The 16,019-nt window shown below is 33.8% G+C and carries 13 protein-coding genes and 2 pseudogenes; all 15 read right to left on the reverse strand.

Annotation, left to right across the window (positions count from 1 at the left end; genetic code table 11):
* Positions 1 to 31: 31 nt before the first annotated feature.
* The 15 genes and pseudogenes from DW019_RS10050 to DW019_RS10120 all read right to left on the reverse strand — a co-directional run bounded on the left by DW019_RS10050 (position 32) and on the right by DW019_RS10120 (position 15,671).
* Positions 32 to 1,108 carry a HigA family addiction module antitoxin gene (locus tag DW019_RS10050; RefSeq protein ID WP_118443270.1) on the reverse strand — a complete coding sequence of 359 codons (1,077 nt, stop codon included), beginning with the start codon at positions 1,106 to 1,108 and terminating at the stop codon, positions 32 to 34.
* Positions 1,101 to 1,472 carry a type II toxin-antitoxin system RelE/ParE family toxin gene (locus tag DW019_RS10055; RefSeq protein ID WP_117478438.1) on the reverse strand — a complete coding sequence of 124 codons (372 nt, stop codon included), beginning with the start codon at positions 1,470 to 1,472 and terminating at the stop codon, positions 1,101 to 1,103. The genes DW019_RS10050 and DW019_RS10055 overlap by 8 nt, the downstream gene beginning before the upstream one ends.
* Before the next feature lie 169 nt (positions 1,473 to 1,641).
* A complete protein-coding gene (locus DW019_RS10060) occupies positions 1,642 to 4,611 on the reverse strand; it encodes a DEAD/DEAH box helicase family protein (RefSeq protein ID WP_118443305.1) in 2,970 nt (989 codons plus the stop codon).
* Between the two features lie 39 nt (positions 4,612 to 4,650).
* Entirely contained in the window at positions 4,651 to 4,965 is a 315-nt protein-coding gene (locus tag DW019_RS10065) for a multidrug transporter (RefSeq protein ID WP_118443271.1), read from the reverse strand.
* A gap of 101 nt (positions 4,966 to 5,066) precedes the next feature.
* Positions 5,067 to 5,426, reverse strand: a pseudogene (gene rhuM / locus DW019_RS10070) (RhuM family protein); the annotation flags it as partial.
* A gap of 80 nt (positions 5,427 to 5,506) precedes the next feature.
* Complete coding sequence (locus tag DW019_RS10075; protein ID WP_117478436.1) at positions 5,507 to 5,794, reverse strand: helix-turn-helix transcriptional regulator; 288 nt, start codon at positions 5,792 to 5,794, stop codon at positions 5,507 to 5,509.
* Positions 5,781 to 6,146, reverse strand: a complete 366-nt coding sequence (locus DW019_RS10080) for a type II toxin-antitoxin system RelE/ParE family toxin (RefSeq protein ID WP_118443272.1) — start codon at positions 6,144 to 6,146, stop codon at positions 5,781 to 5,783. Before DW019_RS10080 ends, DW019_RS10075 begins: the two co-directional genes overlap by 14 nt.
* A gap of 96 nt (positions 6,147 to 6,242) precedes the next feature.
* Positions 6,243 to 6,524 (reverse strand): annotated as a pseudogene (rhuM, locus tag DW019_RS10085) (RhuM family protein); the annotation flags it as partial.
* Positions 6,525 to 6,653, reverse strand: a complete 129-nt coding sequence (locus DW019_RS15670) for a hypothetical protein (RefSeq protein WP_279217648.1) — start codon at positions 6,651 to 6,653, stop codon at positions 6,525 to 6,527.
* 71 nt (positions 6,654 to 6,724) lie between these two features.
* On the reverse strand, positions 6,725 to 6,883 hold the full coding sequence (locus DW019_RS15290) for a hypothetical protein (protein ID WP_207663929.1): 159 nt from the start codon (positions 6,881 to 6,883) through the stop codon (positions 6,725 to 6,727).
* A gap of 3 nt (positions 6,884 to 6,886) precedes the next feature.
* A complete protein-coding gene (locus DW019_RS15295) occupies positions 6,887 to 7,069 on the reverse strand; it encodes a hypothetical protein (protein WP_118443273.1) in 183 nt (60 codons plus the stop codon).
* Positions 7,050 to 7,532, reverse strand: coding sequence for a hypothetical protein (locus DW019_RS10100; RefSeq protein WP_118443274.1), 483 nt, complete (start codon positions 7,530 to 7,532; stop codon positions 7,050 to 7,052). Before DW019_RS10100 ends, DW019_RS15295 begins: the two co-directional genes overlap by 20 nt.
* 787 nt (positions 7,533 to 8,319) lie before the next feature.
* On the reverse strand, positions 8,320 to 11,841 hold the full coding sequence (locus DW019_RS10110) for a hypothetical protein (RefSeq protein ID WP_118443275.1): 3,522 nt from the start codon (positions 11,839 to 11,841) through the stop codon (positions 8,320 to 8,322).
* 575 nt (positions 11,842 to 12,416) lie between these two features.
* Positions 12,417 to 12,842, reverse strand: a complete 426-nt coding sequence (locus DW019_RS10115) for a hypothetical protein (protein ID WP_118443276.1) — start codon at positions 12,840 to 12,842, stop codon at positions 12,417 to 12,419.
* Between the two features lie 51 nt (positions 12,843 to 12,893).
* Positions 12,894 to 15,671 carry an N-6 DNA methylase gene (locus DW019_RS10120; RefSeq protein ID WP_118443277.1) on the reverse strand — a complete coding sequence of 926 codons (2,778 nt, stop codon included), beginning with the start codon at positions 15,669 to 15,671 and terminating at the stop codon, positions 12,894 to 12,896.
* Between the last annotated feature and the right edge of the window lie 348 nt (positions 15,672 to 16,019).

Consider the following 16,019-nt stretch of genomic DNA (forward strand, 5'->3'; position numbering starts at 1 on the left):
ATAATCGGTTCTTCAATGTTTTACTATGATATTACGCCATTTTAACCCTATACTTATGTCTTATTGGCTTCATTGTCCAATCATCAAATCCGACCAAACCATCATTCTGCAATCTTCCTAATACAATGCCAGGATCTCTGTTAATCGATTCTGCAAAACAAATAATATCTTTTAATCCGAATCTTTCTCTTGCCACAAAATCATTATACTGTTCTCTTGGAATAAGACTATCCTCCGCAAACAAGTCAGCAGCATGCTCTTGTTCCCCAGATTCTTTCTCAAACGATATTCCATAATCACCATTAATAATATGACCAATCTCATGGAACAATGTAAACCAAAATGAGTCTGAATAAAGTCTTCTATCATTAACCATCAACATTATATTATCACCAATTTTTTTGGTAGCTCCATTAATCTTTGAGCCGACAATATTAGGAAGTATTACAAAGATAACACCAGCCTCCTCGAAAGCTTTTCGAATCAATGGATAAAATTCGCTATGATTTTTAGTCAATGTCAGCGCATACTGTACCGCAGCTTCAAATTTCTTTTTATTAAATTTTGGTGCATCTACAGCCAATGCCTTATTAGTTGCGATCTGAACCATAGTATTCGCCTTAACTGTACTAGCTTCTTCTAATGCTTCTGTTGAACTTCTAAAGTTTACTGCCATATCTCTCTTGGTAAACACTGTTAATGTTGCAACCTTCAGAAATTCACGAACCGCTTTAATCTGTTCATCCTTTTTTCTAGGCAAATCCGGAAGCCCATAATTCTCTCTAAAATATTTGTAGTCATATAATTCAAATACTTTTCTTTCTTCCAGCAATTCTTCTTGTGATTTAAATTCTGCAATCAAAGCATCATAAGAATTCTGCAAATTAAGCCAATAATTTACGCTAGTACCAAGCATTCTAGAAAGCTTCATTGCAATATCAATAGATAAGCTCTGCTCCCCACGAATCAACAAACTTAAATTCTTCGGCGTAGTATCTAATCTCTTTGCAAAATCTTCCTGAGTCAATCCACTTTCTTCCACAATTTCTTTAATATAATATCCTGGGTGAAATGCAATCGTATCATTATACTCAATGTAATTACTCATAATGTTTGCTCACCTCCGTTATCTCAACAATCCTCACATTTTGTGATATCTCATTAATATTACACGGAACATATGGTTCCTTATTTTCATTTAGTGGTTCTATTATTATACGCCACTGATCCTTTCTTGATTTCACATCAATTGCAAAATATCCATCCAAATTTCTTCCACCTTTATTTTCAAGTTTATGAAAGTGAAAGGTTGGTTGGACTATAATATCTTTAATAGTTTCTGCCTGCTTCAAAGCATTTATTCTTGCAAAAAGGCTATTTGCAAGTGCAGCATTTCCACCAAACAACTTTCTTGCTACCTTTAAACTCGTACATTGTTTCTCAGTTTTTGCATCTGTATAAACTAATTCCAAGTCCTCCCTCCTTTCGCCACATTACCTATCAGGTAATTAGATTATAGTTGCTACATGTATTTTTGTCAAGAACACGAAAAAATATTTTCGAAAACTCAACGCCAAAATCCTGTATTATATAATACGTCTGCTGCATTCACCCGAACCGAGATAATTTGAATAACAATTATTAGCCTCCTCTAAATTCTCTTGTGGTACCAAGCGAAATTTCTAACAATTCTGCCGCTACTTGATGATTTTTAATTCGCATTAAATTATCCCATATATCTACCTTGCCAAGCAGATTCATTCCGCCATGCCATACCAACTCATCATCTATAACGGCAAATCTTTCTCCGACTTCTGTTTTAGCCACTACATTTATGCCCACTTGTTTCATCAACTTAATCAAGTGATAACATACATCCGCACTACCATAAATCACTTCTTCTGGGTCTGTTGTAATAACCGTCACATTTACCCCTTGTTCCTGACGATCTTTGACCAGTAATAACAGTCTGTCAATCTCGACCTGTCGTATGTCCGGACTGGAAATTACAATTGATTTCTCTGCTTCCACAATATCCTGCTCAAATTTTTCTTTATAATTACCAGAATCATATATTGCATTAATTATCTGCTTAGACCGTACATCGCCCGTCCATATGGAAAATCCGGTACGCTTGTAAGTTTTCAACCTTTTGCCATACATTTTATTAAAGAATCTCACATGGGCATCAATATAATCATATACATAAACAGAATCTTTACCCTCATAGTCACGATTCAATCTTCCTACATACTGTTCCAGACGCCCCTCAAAAGATACCGGTGCAGCAAGCATCAATACGTCAAGTCTTGGAAAGTCAAATCCTTCTCCTATTTTTTGTCCGGTTGCAACCAAAATAAGACTTTCATTTTTAGGAATCTGCTTCAACTTAACACGTATCTCTGCATTTTCCTTATCTGAATTATCCCCATATAAAAGAAATACATGGTCAGCTTCATTTTTCAACGCATCATACAAAAGTTTTGCATGTTCTTTAAATCTGGTTAATATAACCGGTGTTTGTTTCTGCGCAACACTCTTCTTTACGTCATCTATAATCATTTCATTACGAACCCTGCTAGTACTAATCAGACTATACGCTTTGTTAATATCATCTTTGCTGTCAACTGTGTCTACTACCCTTGTATACCTTGGCACAAAGTAATGTCCTATTCCCTGCTCCTGTGCTCTCTCCAATGCTGTAAATCTATGACGAAGCGGTCCAAGCAGCATATAGATAATTTTATCTAAACTATCCCCACGCTTCGGCGTCGCAGAAACACCATATACATATTTTGCATTAATTCTCTGTAACAGTTCCATAGAGGTATTGGATGCTGCATGATGACATTCATCCATAATTACCATTCCGTAAGAATTAATTAAGTCATTGAACTTACCTTTACTATACATAGAACCAACCATAGCAACATCTACAATACCTGTCAAAGCTTTTTTATTACCATGCAAAATACCTATAACACTATCTCTCTTTTTCTTCCTGCCAGTTTTTGTTTCATATTCTGGCGGCTCTTCCCTAATATCCAGGAATTTGTTCAGCTCATCCACCCACTGATTCAGCAAATCCTTGCTCTGTAACAAAATAAGAGTATTTACTTTGCGTTCCGCAATCAGGTAACTACAAACAACTGTTTTTCCAAATGCAGTTGCTGCACTTAATACACCATCCGAATATGCCAATAACTTCTCTGCTGCCAACTCTTGCTGCATCCTCAAATCTCCTTTAAAAGAAACTCTGATTGGACGACCTTTTTCTTTCTGGTCAGATATATCTACAACTATTTCAGCTTTATTACATTCCTCGATAATCCGTTCTTTTAACCCTCTCGGAACCTGTATGTACCCATCAACGTCTTTGCCCAAATATACGGCACTAAAATTATAGTAATTGGAATATCCCAATCTTTTATTTTTGTAAAATTCCGGATTATCAAAAGCAGCCAGACTACGAATCTGATTTTGAATTCTCGGCATAAGATTTAGTGTGTCGATATAGACACCATTGCTAAGTACCATATGTAGCTTGCCTACAACATCCGCCTTAAAAAACTTACATTTTTTCTTCCATGGTTTTGGTCTGCAATTCATATCTGTACCGGCAAACATTCCCCTGCTTTCTGCCAACTCTGCCTGCCATCTCGACATATATTTTTCGATATCCTCCATACCCAGTTTTTCTGTTTTATTTAGCAAAACATCCCACTGATTTGGATAGGCATTCCAATTTTCATCCACAAATGCACTGTTACCATGTTTAAGCGCCTGTCCCTGCAATGGCAATGCAATCAGATTACCAATACTACTTGCTACGTCCTGAGATGGGTACATTCTGTCATAGTAATGAAATGATTTTAAGTTAATAGATGCCGAACCCTTATCCAATAACATAAACCCAAAATTTCTTGCCATCGATGCCGGTATTGCTTTCTTAAAGAAAATCCATACATGAGCACCTTTACCCGAACGAGAACGCTCAACCAACGGCTTAATACCATTTAGCTCACATATTTTTCTAAGAGCTTCTACTTCCTTATACCATTCATTATCCGTATTGGCAAAATCTGTCACCTCTGCGCCTTTTTCATGATTATCAAAATCAAATACAATAAATCTGCACATCCCATTTGTCAACAGCGGATATACTCCTATTACATCCGAGCCATCTTCCTTGTGCCCTAATAGATGTGAAATAATTTTCTTAGCATCCAGCCGCGTCCATTTAGTGTTTTCACATTCATCACAGAATATCTTCTCACCCCGCTGTTTTGGACACAGTCTGTTATCCCATCTGTTATCACATTGCGGAAAATAGCCGCCATTCTTGCCACGCTTTGCATAAACATCCTCGCGTCCCCAAAACATAGAAAAGAAGTGTGTTGCCATTTTCTCTGTTATAAACGATGGGTTGACAATACGCCCACCCTGGTCAGGGTCATACTCTTCTACGCTATCAATTGTCTCTTCGAAAGGATTGACCTCGTCATATGGAATATTTTCTTTTTTTAGCTTGTCTTTCAATATCCTATTTTCATATTCAAGAGTTCGGACAAGCTTTCGTAAAGACTCTGCATCATATGCTTCTATATTCACAAAAATCACCTGCAATTCTTATGTGCTTAATACCCTCCGTTATCTATGCAAAAGGTAATTCACATATTCTTTTAATTCATCACTAAAATCCTTCAAATCAACAACCGTAATTACATCTCTATTAATCAGTGCCACAATATCAAAAATCATATTTTCTTTACTTAGTTCAAGCATTACTCCCGGATGTTTCTTATCCTTTTTTATTCGCTCTTCCAGCTCCCAAAACTTATCAGAAGCGTTCTCATCTCCACTTAACAAATCTATATATTCTTTAGTCAAACGCTCCATATATGCTTCCTGCCATTCGCCAATACAAGCCCTGAATAATTTCCAATCTTTCTTTGAAACTTCCATATATACATCCTCCAATCCATGTCGCAACTTACATATAATTTATTGACATAACAAAATTACGCACCTAAACGAACCAATATGGACCTTGACAAAAAATATTGCTACTTCTTTGCATTCTCTTCCAATTCTAGCATATATTTATCAAAGTCAGATACAAACAATCTATCCTGAATGACGCGGTATTTTTCAAATTCAGTCTCTGCTTTTGCCTTTGCAATCTCTGCTGTAATTTTGCCTGCATCCTGAAGGACTTCTCTGTCATCTGCCATCAGAAATAAATCCAGACGCTTTGACCAGTCCTCCATCGTCATTGGGATATGACGCTCTGCACGATCCTCTGCCAAATCCAAATAAGCTGATACAATACGTTCTAATGACCGCATTTCCTGTTCTGAAAGATAATTTTTCTCTATATTTACATCACTTTTTACTACTTTGCCTTCCGGAGCTGCTGCCCAAGTTTAATGCTTCTAATACGTTTCACACTTAACTCAAAACTTATAAAAACATCACCAGCCAACAAACTAGTGATGTCATATAATTACACTTTCTGTTTTGGCACAAACTCAATCTTGAGAACCATCCCCATACCATCTGCTAATCTTTTAAGCAAATTAACAGAAGGATTCCTTGTTCCATTCTCAAGTTTGCTGATATCTGCTTGATTAATACCAGTACGCTCTGCCAACTCCTTCTGCGTCATATTCTGAGAAGTACGAGCATCTACGATAGCCCTTATAACATCCATCTCTGGCTGGATTGCATCATATTCTTTTTTAAATTCTTCATCCTGTAACTGCTTAGAAAGCATATCATCAAATGTTCTCATCTTTCATCACCCTTTCCATGAAATCCTTTCTTCTATCCTTTGCAGTCTGTATCTCTTCTTTTGGAGTTTTCCGTGTCTTTTTAACAAAACCATTCGTCAGTATTATTTTTCCCTCATAATAGAAAAAATATAAGACTCTGGTGATATCACTTCCAAATTTACAACGCAATTCAAATATTCCATCATCTAAGTGCTTACTGTACGGTTCTCTAAGCATGTTCCCCTTCTCTTGAAGAATCCCCAATAATCCAAATATCTTAGCTCGCATCTTAGGACTAACAGAATCAAGAAATTGCTCTACTGGAACTTCACCATTTTCCTTTTCATATGCTATTAACTTAAATTCCGTCATATAATCTCCTTTGTATATATTATATGGCATATATGCCATAATGTCAATTATACATTTAAAGTATTCTTTTTTTAATTCCTCAATACGTCCTTAATATACTCCACCTTTTTTCAGACGCTTATCATCCATAGCCCAGCCTTTGATTGTGTAGTCCTTCACGATACCATTGTCTCACTTGCGAAATTGCACTGCACGCTCATTATTCACTTTAAAGCCGACTGCGATAATCATTTGAAGATAGGAATGTGTAACCTCTCGGCTCACTTGACGTGAACCTTCCTTTTGAACTATTAAGAATTTCTTAATAGTTCAATCGGGCTCCAATTCTGAATCGTCATAAACCTTCTTTATATGTTGATTAATCGCAGCCACACTTACTTACATCAAAAAGCAGCCTGCCAGCCCTACGGAATTCGATGAGTCTTTGGTAAAACGCTGGCTTAAGCAAATCACCGTCTGGGAAGACCACTTCACAGTGGAACTCAAGTCCGGACTAAAAATTGACATTGAAGGTTAATACCCATAGACGCAAAAGGCTCCTCACCACTGGTTTGATTCCGATAATGGGAAGCCTTTACTTATGCTAATTCTTTTATTGCATATATTGCGACAACAGATAATGGAATCGACATTATTGCAAAAGCAGCTGGCCATCCTGATAGGGATACAGATACACTACTTCTCTTTGCTAATTCTGATGCTACGTATGCCAAATTACCTACGTATGTATTATCCATATTTTACCTCACTCTCGTATAATAACCATTTTTCAATATAATCGTACCACCATTTACTGCTCCGCCTAGAGAACCTGCAGCCTTTTTTGTTGGATAACTTTGATTAGAATATAGCGAAATCAATGCAGTATACGCGTTAGCTATACTCAATGTACTACCAACCCTCTTAAATACTCGTAATATCATTTTGGTTAACCTCCTTTATTATCATCAATATTTTACTAATCGCATCTATGGCTTCTTCATCAGATCTTTCAAGCAATTTTGCGAACTTTGAAACAGCCTCCAGTCTATCTTCCATACGGAATTTATTTTCAGACGCATCAGGTGCTGCAATTTCTGCATATCTCAATAAGCGTTTTCCTACAAGACAATCATCATATCTACCATTACATTGTTTAAGTAAATATGTAGCAACACCTTTTAAATGAGGGCCTATTGCAAATGTGCTCACAATTTCTTCTGGAATTTTGACTTCTACTACCACCTTATCGTCACCATAAACCATTGGAGTCTGTATCTGCACACCGTATCTCGAATAAAGATTCAATGATGCACTCCTGACACCTTCTCTTATATCATGAATGGCATCAATGGCTTTTATTGTTAAATTAGCAAATTCAATTTGTATATTCTTGGAAATAAGCATATTATCACCTCTTTTCAGTACCCTTTATTATCGGTTCCTGTAATAATATTATAATATTGTATAATGGCTCAGTTGTCAAGACAAAAATTTGATATTTTTATAATGAACTGATATGTTGACGGGTTACATGGAAAAATGTGGTGTAGCATCTCCCAGATTTTTATGCCATGCGGCTGCTCTGGTTGCATCTAAAAGCATTACCGGATAATATACCTCAGCGGGAGGACGTTTGTTTCCAATGGACTGATGGCATCTTTCAAAATTATAGGTGTAGATATATCTTCCGATGACTTCTCTCGCTTCCTTGAGATTAGCATACTCCGTGAGGTATGCTTCCTCATACTTGAAACTGCGAAATCAGCGTTCAATCATGATATTATCTGCCTAGCGGCTTTTGCCATCCATGCTTTGCCGAATTCCATTGTCTCGAATAAATTCGATGTATTTGTCACTGGTAAACTGGCTGCCCTGATCCGAGTTGATGATTAACGGCTTGGCTACTTTAAGGGCTTTTTTACAGGCATTGATGACCATGGTGGTATCCAGAATATCATCAAGGTTGAATTATGCTCCTTTCTCCCAATATCTTGGTTTTATTAAATACTCCATTATAATACTCACCGCACGGTGTATCAGCCTCTATATTTCTACAGCTTTGACTGTTCCAAGGTGGCACAAACCACAGCTTTTCGTCTATTTCTGGTAATTGGTTTTGTCACCAACCAACTAACAAAATAACTAAACAGCATATTCACAACTTAGGAATAAAAAACATCACTACTTATTATCATGACAATTCTTTCCGTGCCTCATTATATTTTCTTGTATATGTCCCCTTCAGCCCTGGATCAATAAGTTTTCCGTGACAATTATTATAAATTGACGACTGTACCAGTAATTTTTTATTAGCCTGTTGCCAATTTACAAAAAATTTTGCGCTTTCTCTTCCATCAAATCCACTAATTTTTGAAAGATATTCTATAATTTGATCTATTGTCAAATCATTCATAATATATTCTAACAACTTGGTCGACTGTCTTGTTGCCGCATAATTCTGAATCCTTTCACCGGCATCTTTATATGCATCTACTTGAACTAACCATTGCATTAACTCTTTATTATCTTTCATATAGTTTTGCATATCTTCATAATCTTCCTGATTAAATATCTTTATATATACATTTTGTAACTGCTCTATCTTATTTTTTTCAAAAATAAATTCGTGGTTTCTCAATGTCTTAGAAATAACATATATTTCATATTCTTTTTTCTGATATAACTCTTCATTTATTATATCACTATACGAATATTTTTTATCTATAGCAATTATATTTTTTAATGTTTCATGACTTATCCTATCAAAATCATTAATTAATAAAACATATTTATCACAAAGAGAACTATCTTTTTTCAGACTACTATATAATTCTTTCTCCATTATAGGAACTGCTATATTCACAAAACGCATAAACTCCACAGCCTCACTCGGATATTCTTGTATTTGAAACAGATCATAAAATCTTTTATTCAATTCACTTTGACGTGCTTTTGCCATTCTCATATATGAGAACTTTTCTGGATTTAATAAATAGAAAAGGGTCTTTGCCATAGGCATTTCTAATGAACTTATATACATCATTATCTTATATGTCTCTGTTTGGTTTCTATATACATTACTAAAAAAATCTGCTATCATTTGCAGACTTTCTTCTTGAATATCCTGTAACGAAAATAAAAATATTGCATCTTGATAGTCTGCTATAAGAGCCAATTCCTCCTCATTAATAAATAAAAATGGGGACTTAAAAAGAAAACTATACTCTCTAATCCATTTCTTGTTTTCTAGAATCACTTTGCGTATTTTCATAAAGTTTTCATTTGCATTCTCTTCAATCCATCGGACGCTTTCTTGTATACCCTCTTTAATTACTAACTCCGAAAAATCAATCTGTGTAGGATCCACTATTATCTGATTGCAAACATAATCAACATAATATCTCGCATCATATAATTTTAGGCATAGTTTCTGTGATAGACCTTGAACCCAATTGATATCACTCAAAAGATTTATTTCTTCTGAAGTATGTGTTGAAATAGCTTCTAATAAATCCACATAAGATGAGCGTTCTATAAGTTCTCTCTTAATTGCATACCGGAATCTATCCAAAAATACTGTTGGTATATTATCACAATTTTTACAAAATGAACTCATATTATCAAACCATATTTCAATTCCCTGCCGTTTTTCCACTTCAAGATAAAATTTCACCACATCTTGATTTGTAAGATTTTCTTTTATAATTAACTCATGAATCGAAAAACAAATCTCTACATCAGCTGAAAGAGTGTCATAATTAATCAATTGCAATATAATAGTAGCATCATTAATTGCATCAACTTCCTCTTTTGAAAAAAAAGGATTATCGTTATCATATAGTTCAGAAAACATTAACACATCATTACTTATTTCAGTGCATAAACTCTCCCTTATATCACGCAAAATCGTTTTATCACTAATATTTTCGCATAACACTATTGAGAGTTTGTGGAGTAATGATTGTCGATTATTTACACCTTTACGATATGCAAAACACTTTCCTACATAGTAATTATATCTTTTAATATTATTTGAATCCCATGGTAAGCTTTCAATAATCTGAAATAATTTATTCTCAAACTCATTTGCCATTACTGCAAAACTCTCATCATATTCTATAGCAAACACAGGAAATTTCAAATCTAACATATTTAATTTTGTAAAAGCTTCTTTAATAGTCCGTTCATCTATTTGCTGTATAATTATTTTGTACTTTTCTTTATCCTTCGGGGGGTCGTTATAATATAATGAATTAAATACCAACATTTCATTCAAATCATAAAGATAGCTATCCTTTGGATAATTAAAAAAATATGTTCTATAATTTACATCAATTAACTTATTATCAATTAATGAAACTATTTCTTTCCAAAAATAAGTACTCACATTTTTCCATTCTTCTATCGGAATATCATTTTGGGTCAATTTTCCCTGGGTGTAATGGTTTATCAAACTCTCTATCATATTAGGAGTTAATTTATAAAAATCCTTTTGATATTCTGTCATCAAATAACTAATCACTGCACACTTTTCAAATGAAATTCCTTTTCCAGAAAATTTCGTAATCAAGCTTTCATATAAGGTTAATGCTAGATTCAGCCGATTCTTAACGGTCCTAATATCAATTTCCTTTCCTCGAATTAACCACTGCATTCCTTTGATACCTGCAATTGACACATTATCAGCATCTTCTAACATTACTAGTCCTAAATCAATTAATTTGTCTTTCAGTTCATATAACAAACCATTCAATATAGCATCATAATTGTCTATACTTACAACAGGCAAATTTAATATATAATCAAAAAATTTGTGATACAGTCCACTTTGCACTGTATCATTTAACATCGCTTCTGGCTTTATGCAAACTATAAATGTCACTTTATTCCGATGCAGACGTTTTTTTCTATTATAATCTGTCAAATAATATTTTCTTAATTCTTTCAGAAAATCAGTTACCACTTGTGGATTATCAGTTCTATCCAAATCCTCAATTACAAAGACATAGTGACGCCTATATCCCCTGTATAAAACCTCTTTTGCATAATAATCAATAATTATATTTTCATCATTCTCTCTTTTCCCCTCCGATTTGGCAGATGAAAAAATAAAATCCGATTTCCACAATACAATTCCCATAGTAATTATTCCAATACAATACGACACATATTCAATTACCTTGCAAAAGAGCATAGAACGGTTTAACACCTTTGGTAAATAAATACTAAATCTTCGAAAACCTTCCCCTATAACAAGAGCAATTATTGCAAATAAAGCCATAAAAGTTCGTATCGAACTACTACTTTGTATTGAAAACAAGCCATAATTTTTGCTTAATCGCTTGCTTAAATAACTTCCTTTATTGGCATTAATCTGATTGACCATATGATAAAGAAACACTTGGTGTATATCCTTAACCGTCTTTCTGCTTGAACTCTCACCATCTTCACCTTCTTGATTTAATACCTCCCACATATTAATTGTATATAAAAATTTTTTAGCTCTCCTTTTAATTTTTGCACGATATAACGACAAAAGACTGGACTTTCCTGTTCCAAAATCCGAAGTAACACCCACAATCTCAGCACCTTGTTTTATTGCCGTTTCTAAATTATTAACGTAGGTAGATACACCTATCCAATCATTCTGCATACTCTGAATAGGTTGATTTAAAATTACCTTCTTATATGTATCATTTCTTCTTTTTTTCATATGCATACCTCCAATTTACTGCTACCTTAAACTTATTTCTAAGACAAATAATCAAACAAACACTTAAAATAATTGGTATATTATCTATAAAATCTTATTTCTCAATTTCACTGTTTGAACTCATTATCACAATACTATTTATTATTTCAAGCTCTAATGAGCATTTTTCTTTGGTTGAATTCGCAAAAATCAGCAACATATCGTCCAACACACGGCCATTTGCATAAACAATCTAAAAGTTTTGGATAATTCACCTCTGTCCAAGATATAAATGCATGCAGTCAGTCCATCCTTGATATGCCGAATTAGTTGCCCAAACATTCACATCATAAATATGACCATCATTTATGCATCAGCCATATAGTCTCTCCTTTGCGTATGCAATCCTTCATATTCATGCAAAATTTATCTATACAAAATATCACTTTTCCCAACAAATGTTTCATAAATATACTCCACATCTACTTCTAGACCAGCTACTACATTTCATAGTAAAACACAGCGGCCTCCAATTTACTAGAACTGTATTTTTTAGCATATATGATTATTTAGCCACTATATATGTATAATATTTTTTACAAAATCTCCATATATAACACATCTATTTTTTCTTTAATCATTGAAATGTCCGTTTCACTTTGGTAATTATCATGTGCCATCTTGCTTAAATCGGAAATAGCTTTATGTAACTTATTTGACGCATTATATTTTGGAATCTTAACTCTCGGTCTAATTGGGAATGATCTCGAATCGGATGAATTCATCATATATTTATATACATAGTTTGAATTCAGTATTCCGCATATATAATGAGCCTCATCAAAAGTAATGAAATTTCCCTCCTCATCTTCACAAATCGAAACCGCATGGTTCTGAAAAAGAGGTCTTTTGACCCCACCCCACTTAGTGCTTACCTCTGAAACAACAGCAGCAGCCCATTTTGTATTATCTCTATAAACAACATAATTCGTTGCATAACTATACTCTCCAACTCTTGCCAATGCATAAAAATCAGCATTTCTATTTCCAATTATTTTTTCATTATACTCAGTTTAAGCCAAAATCTTTTTTTTATGTTTATTATAGTATTCTGCCAATTTAGGTGCAAGCACAGATAACCGGTTCATTTCTATTGGTACTCTAGGATTTTTTGCTTCATAAGGAAAAGGAACAATATACTTATTCCATTCAACATGAAATGGTGTAATATCTTTTCCTTTTATCATTGGATGGAGATACTTAGTTTCCAATAAAGTGTCCGTAACGGGTACTTTATATTTTGATTTCTCATTCTGCATATTTCGCAGGCAAGTACACTCACTAGTTCCTGGTAAAGAAGACAATTCAAACACCATTAATTCTTGAGGATAAAATTCTATACCCTCTCTTCCAATATAGGTAGCTTTTCCTGCTATTTTTAAGAATATTCTTGCATCTTCTCTTCTTTCAATAGTAGTAAAAAAATTCTTATTTTTATTACATGTTGCTAAATATTTTCGCTCCTTATCATAATACTTATTTACATCTAATTCCTCCAATCCATCAATACTTTTTCCCCTCTTTTTTATATACCAGTCACTAGGCACCCCCTCTATATAGTTTACTTCCTTAGAAGAAAGATAAAACGATAAAAACTTTTGTGTTACAGGCTTAAAGGGGTGTCCTGCCTTAGTCCAATTTGTAAATTTACAAAAATAAAGTCTACTTCCATCGTTTAAATAAAAATTCCTAAATCCTTCATATGACGGTTGAAAAACTAAGGGTTCTGGCATAAGGAATCCTAATACCCCTTCGTTCTTTAGCCAATTTTCTGCCGAAACATTAGCAATTAATGCACAAATATTCAAATTAATACCACCAGTCAACTTGTCCCCTGAAAATAAATGCCTTGAAATACATAACTTTTTTATTCTATCTCTATAACCGGAAGGTAAACTTTTCCAATCCACCCATGGTGGATTCCCAACAATTATGTCGAATTTTCCCAAATTAGCTGTTGACAAATAATTTGCTAATATTCTAGCCCAAATCCCATTCCAATTATTTCTTTCTAAATCAACTAAGTTTTCAGCTAAATCAAATATTTTTTCTTCTGTTTTTTCAGTTAATTCAGAGCTTTTTATTAACTTTCTAAACGTATCAAACACTCTATCAACATTTAAATTTTTTACCTGTCTTTCAACAACAATCATTTCTTGAGCTAATTTTGATGTATCATCAACTATACTCTTTGGAACTGTAATTTCAATATTCTTTTTTGTTGTTGTAATAACATAGTCCAAACATTTTATTCCATCATATTCAATTATATCTGGAACATATGAAGAATCCCCCAAATATACCGGAATATCAATTGGCTCATTGTCTTCTAACAAATGTGATATATTCAAAAAGTAGTTAACCCTTGCTGTTAAAACTGTAATAGGATTTAAGTCAACACCTTTTACTCGAGATAAAACTTCCTTCAGTTGCATTCTCTTCGGCAAATTTTTGACCTCTGATAAAATTTTATCTATCATCACATTCAAAAATGTACCACTTCCACAACAAGGATCCAGTCCCTTCCAGTTTTCTGTATTAGTTAACGACATAGCCTCCTCAACAACATTTTCAGCCAACCACTTGCGAGTATAATATTCACCAAGAGAATGTCTTACAGCCGCAGGAACCATAGCCTCATATAATCGCTTAAAGAAGTCTTGCGACTTATGAGTATTGTTCAGTACTGCTTTATCAGAATATCTGCTCAATATCTCAAATATCTTTTTGATACATTCAGATATTGATTCATTCCATTGGTTTTCAACACAATACCAAGAGAAAAAATCTCCTTCCAGTAAATTCGTGATTCCATATTCCCTAAAAACTGCGCCTTCTTCCAACCTCGAAAATTGTACTCTCAAAGCCTCTGAATCTTGATTAATTGACTCTCCAAAAGAGATTAATGACTTGTTAAATCTAACCTGACTAACAACTTTAAATGCTATTGATTTCACTATAATTGCATATGCCGTTTGAAGTGCATATAAAGATAAATACTCATCATCTTTATCTGAAAATTTATAGCCTAACAAATTTTCTAAAGATTTTTTTCTATCAATTATTGCTTGCTGCTTTGAGATATCATCATGCGCCAAATTAAACAACTGTTTCCATTCTATAAACAACATCTTTGTCTTTGGTTTAATATTGTCAATTAAAACAGTATACAAACACTTCACGAGTTCATAAGCAACTCCATCATTTATAGGTGGGTTACAAAAACTATCTACTAAATTACTTGCGTTAAAAGCAATAAGCTTTAATGCAAGTATATTCTGAATAATTCTATCCAAGGCAAACTCATTAATTTCGAGAAAATCTTCCTTTTGTATTTCGCCATTAATAAGTGTTACAAAACAACCTTCTACACCATTTGTAACATATCCCTCAATAATTTCATTATCCTCATCACTTAGTCCCAAAAGATACTCGCTAATCTGATTAATAGCTTTAGCTTTGTTCTGTGGATTAGATAGCGTTGTAGGCTGTTTAAATTCAATTACAAGACTGGCAATTGCAGTATCCGCTCTTCCTTTAGATTTCCCCCTAGATACATGTCTTTCTGTATTAGTATTAATTGATTTTTCCTTTATCGGATTATATATAAATCCCAATGGTTCAAACATTTCTTTGAAAAAAGCAAAAAGTTCACAATCAAATCTGCTCTCAATTGTTGCCTCATTTGGAGCAACTCTTGAAGCATTTTTTATATCCTGTGCCATCTTTTTTAGTTTTCTCCTGTATTCATCAGATTTAATAATTGCTATATAATCCATTCTATTTACCATCAGTTACTCCTTCTTCTTTTTCAACTACTAATTTTCACTCATCCCCAAATATTAAACAAGTCTACTTGCACCTACTACACACTCTTCAATCGCAATCAAAATCATCCTATCCTTTAAGGTACAATATTCCATTAAAGTATTTCACCTCACTAAATTTTTAAAACGTATAATAAATATGTTAATTATACCCCTCCTATGAAAATAACACAAGAAAAATGTTTCTATAGTTTTTCTACATTGTTTGGCATATGGCATTAGATTCACCACCCTACACCCCCAGCAAAATCAGCAATTTACTTGTCCAAGCTCATCATTGTAGGAATTTTCTTAATATATCTATAATATGTA

Origin of the sequence: Clostridium sp. AF37-5 (assembly GCF_003477605.1) — a bacterium.
Taxonomy (GTDB): domain Bacteria; phylum Bacillota; class Clostridia; order Lachnospirales; family Lachnospiraceae; genus Eubacterium_F.

Bases quoted from the DNA above. Each gene is read 5' to 3' on its own strand.
- DW019_RS15670 (WP_279217648.1), bottom strand. From the start codon at position 6,653: ATGTCAATTTTTAGTCCGGACTTGAGTTCCACTGTGAAGTGGTCTTCC.
- DW019_RS10050 (WP_118443270.1), bottom strand. From the start codon at position 1,108: ATGAGTAATTACATTGAGTATAATGATACGATTGCATTTCACCCAGGA.
- DW019_RS10110 (WP_118443275.1), bottom strand. From the start codon at position 11,841: ATGAAAAAAAGAAGAAATGATACATATAAGAAGGTAATTTTAAATCAA.
- DW019_RS10100 (WP_118443274.1), bottom strand. From the start codon at position 7,532: ATGCTTATTTCCAAGAATATACAAATTGAATTTGCTAATTTAACAATA.
- DW019_RS15290 (WP_207663929.1), bottom strand. From the start codon at position 6,883: ATGGATAATACATACGTAGGTAATTTGGCATACGTAGCATCAGAATTA.
- DW019_RS15295 (WP_118443273.1), bottom strand. From the start codon at position 7,069: ATGATATTACGAGTATTTAAGAGGGTTGGTAGTACATTGAGTATAGCT.
- DW019_RS10065 (WP_118443271.1), bottom strand. From the start codon at position 4,965: ATGGAAGTTTCAAAGAAAGATTGGAAATTATTCAGGGCTTGTATTGGC.
- DW019_RS10080 (WP_118443272.1), bottom strand. From the start codon at position 6,146: ATGACGGAATTTAAGTTAATAGCATATGAAAAGGAAAATGGTGAAGTT.
- DW019_RS10120 (WP_118443277.1), bottom strand. From the start codon at position 15,671: ATGGTAAATAGAATGGATTATATAGCAATTATTAAATCTGATGAATAC.
- DW019_RS10075 (WP_117478436.1), bottom strand. From the start codon at position 5,794: ATGAGAACATTTGATGATATGCTTTCTAAGCAGTTACAGGATGAAGAA.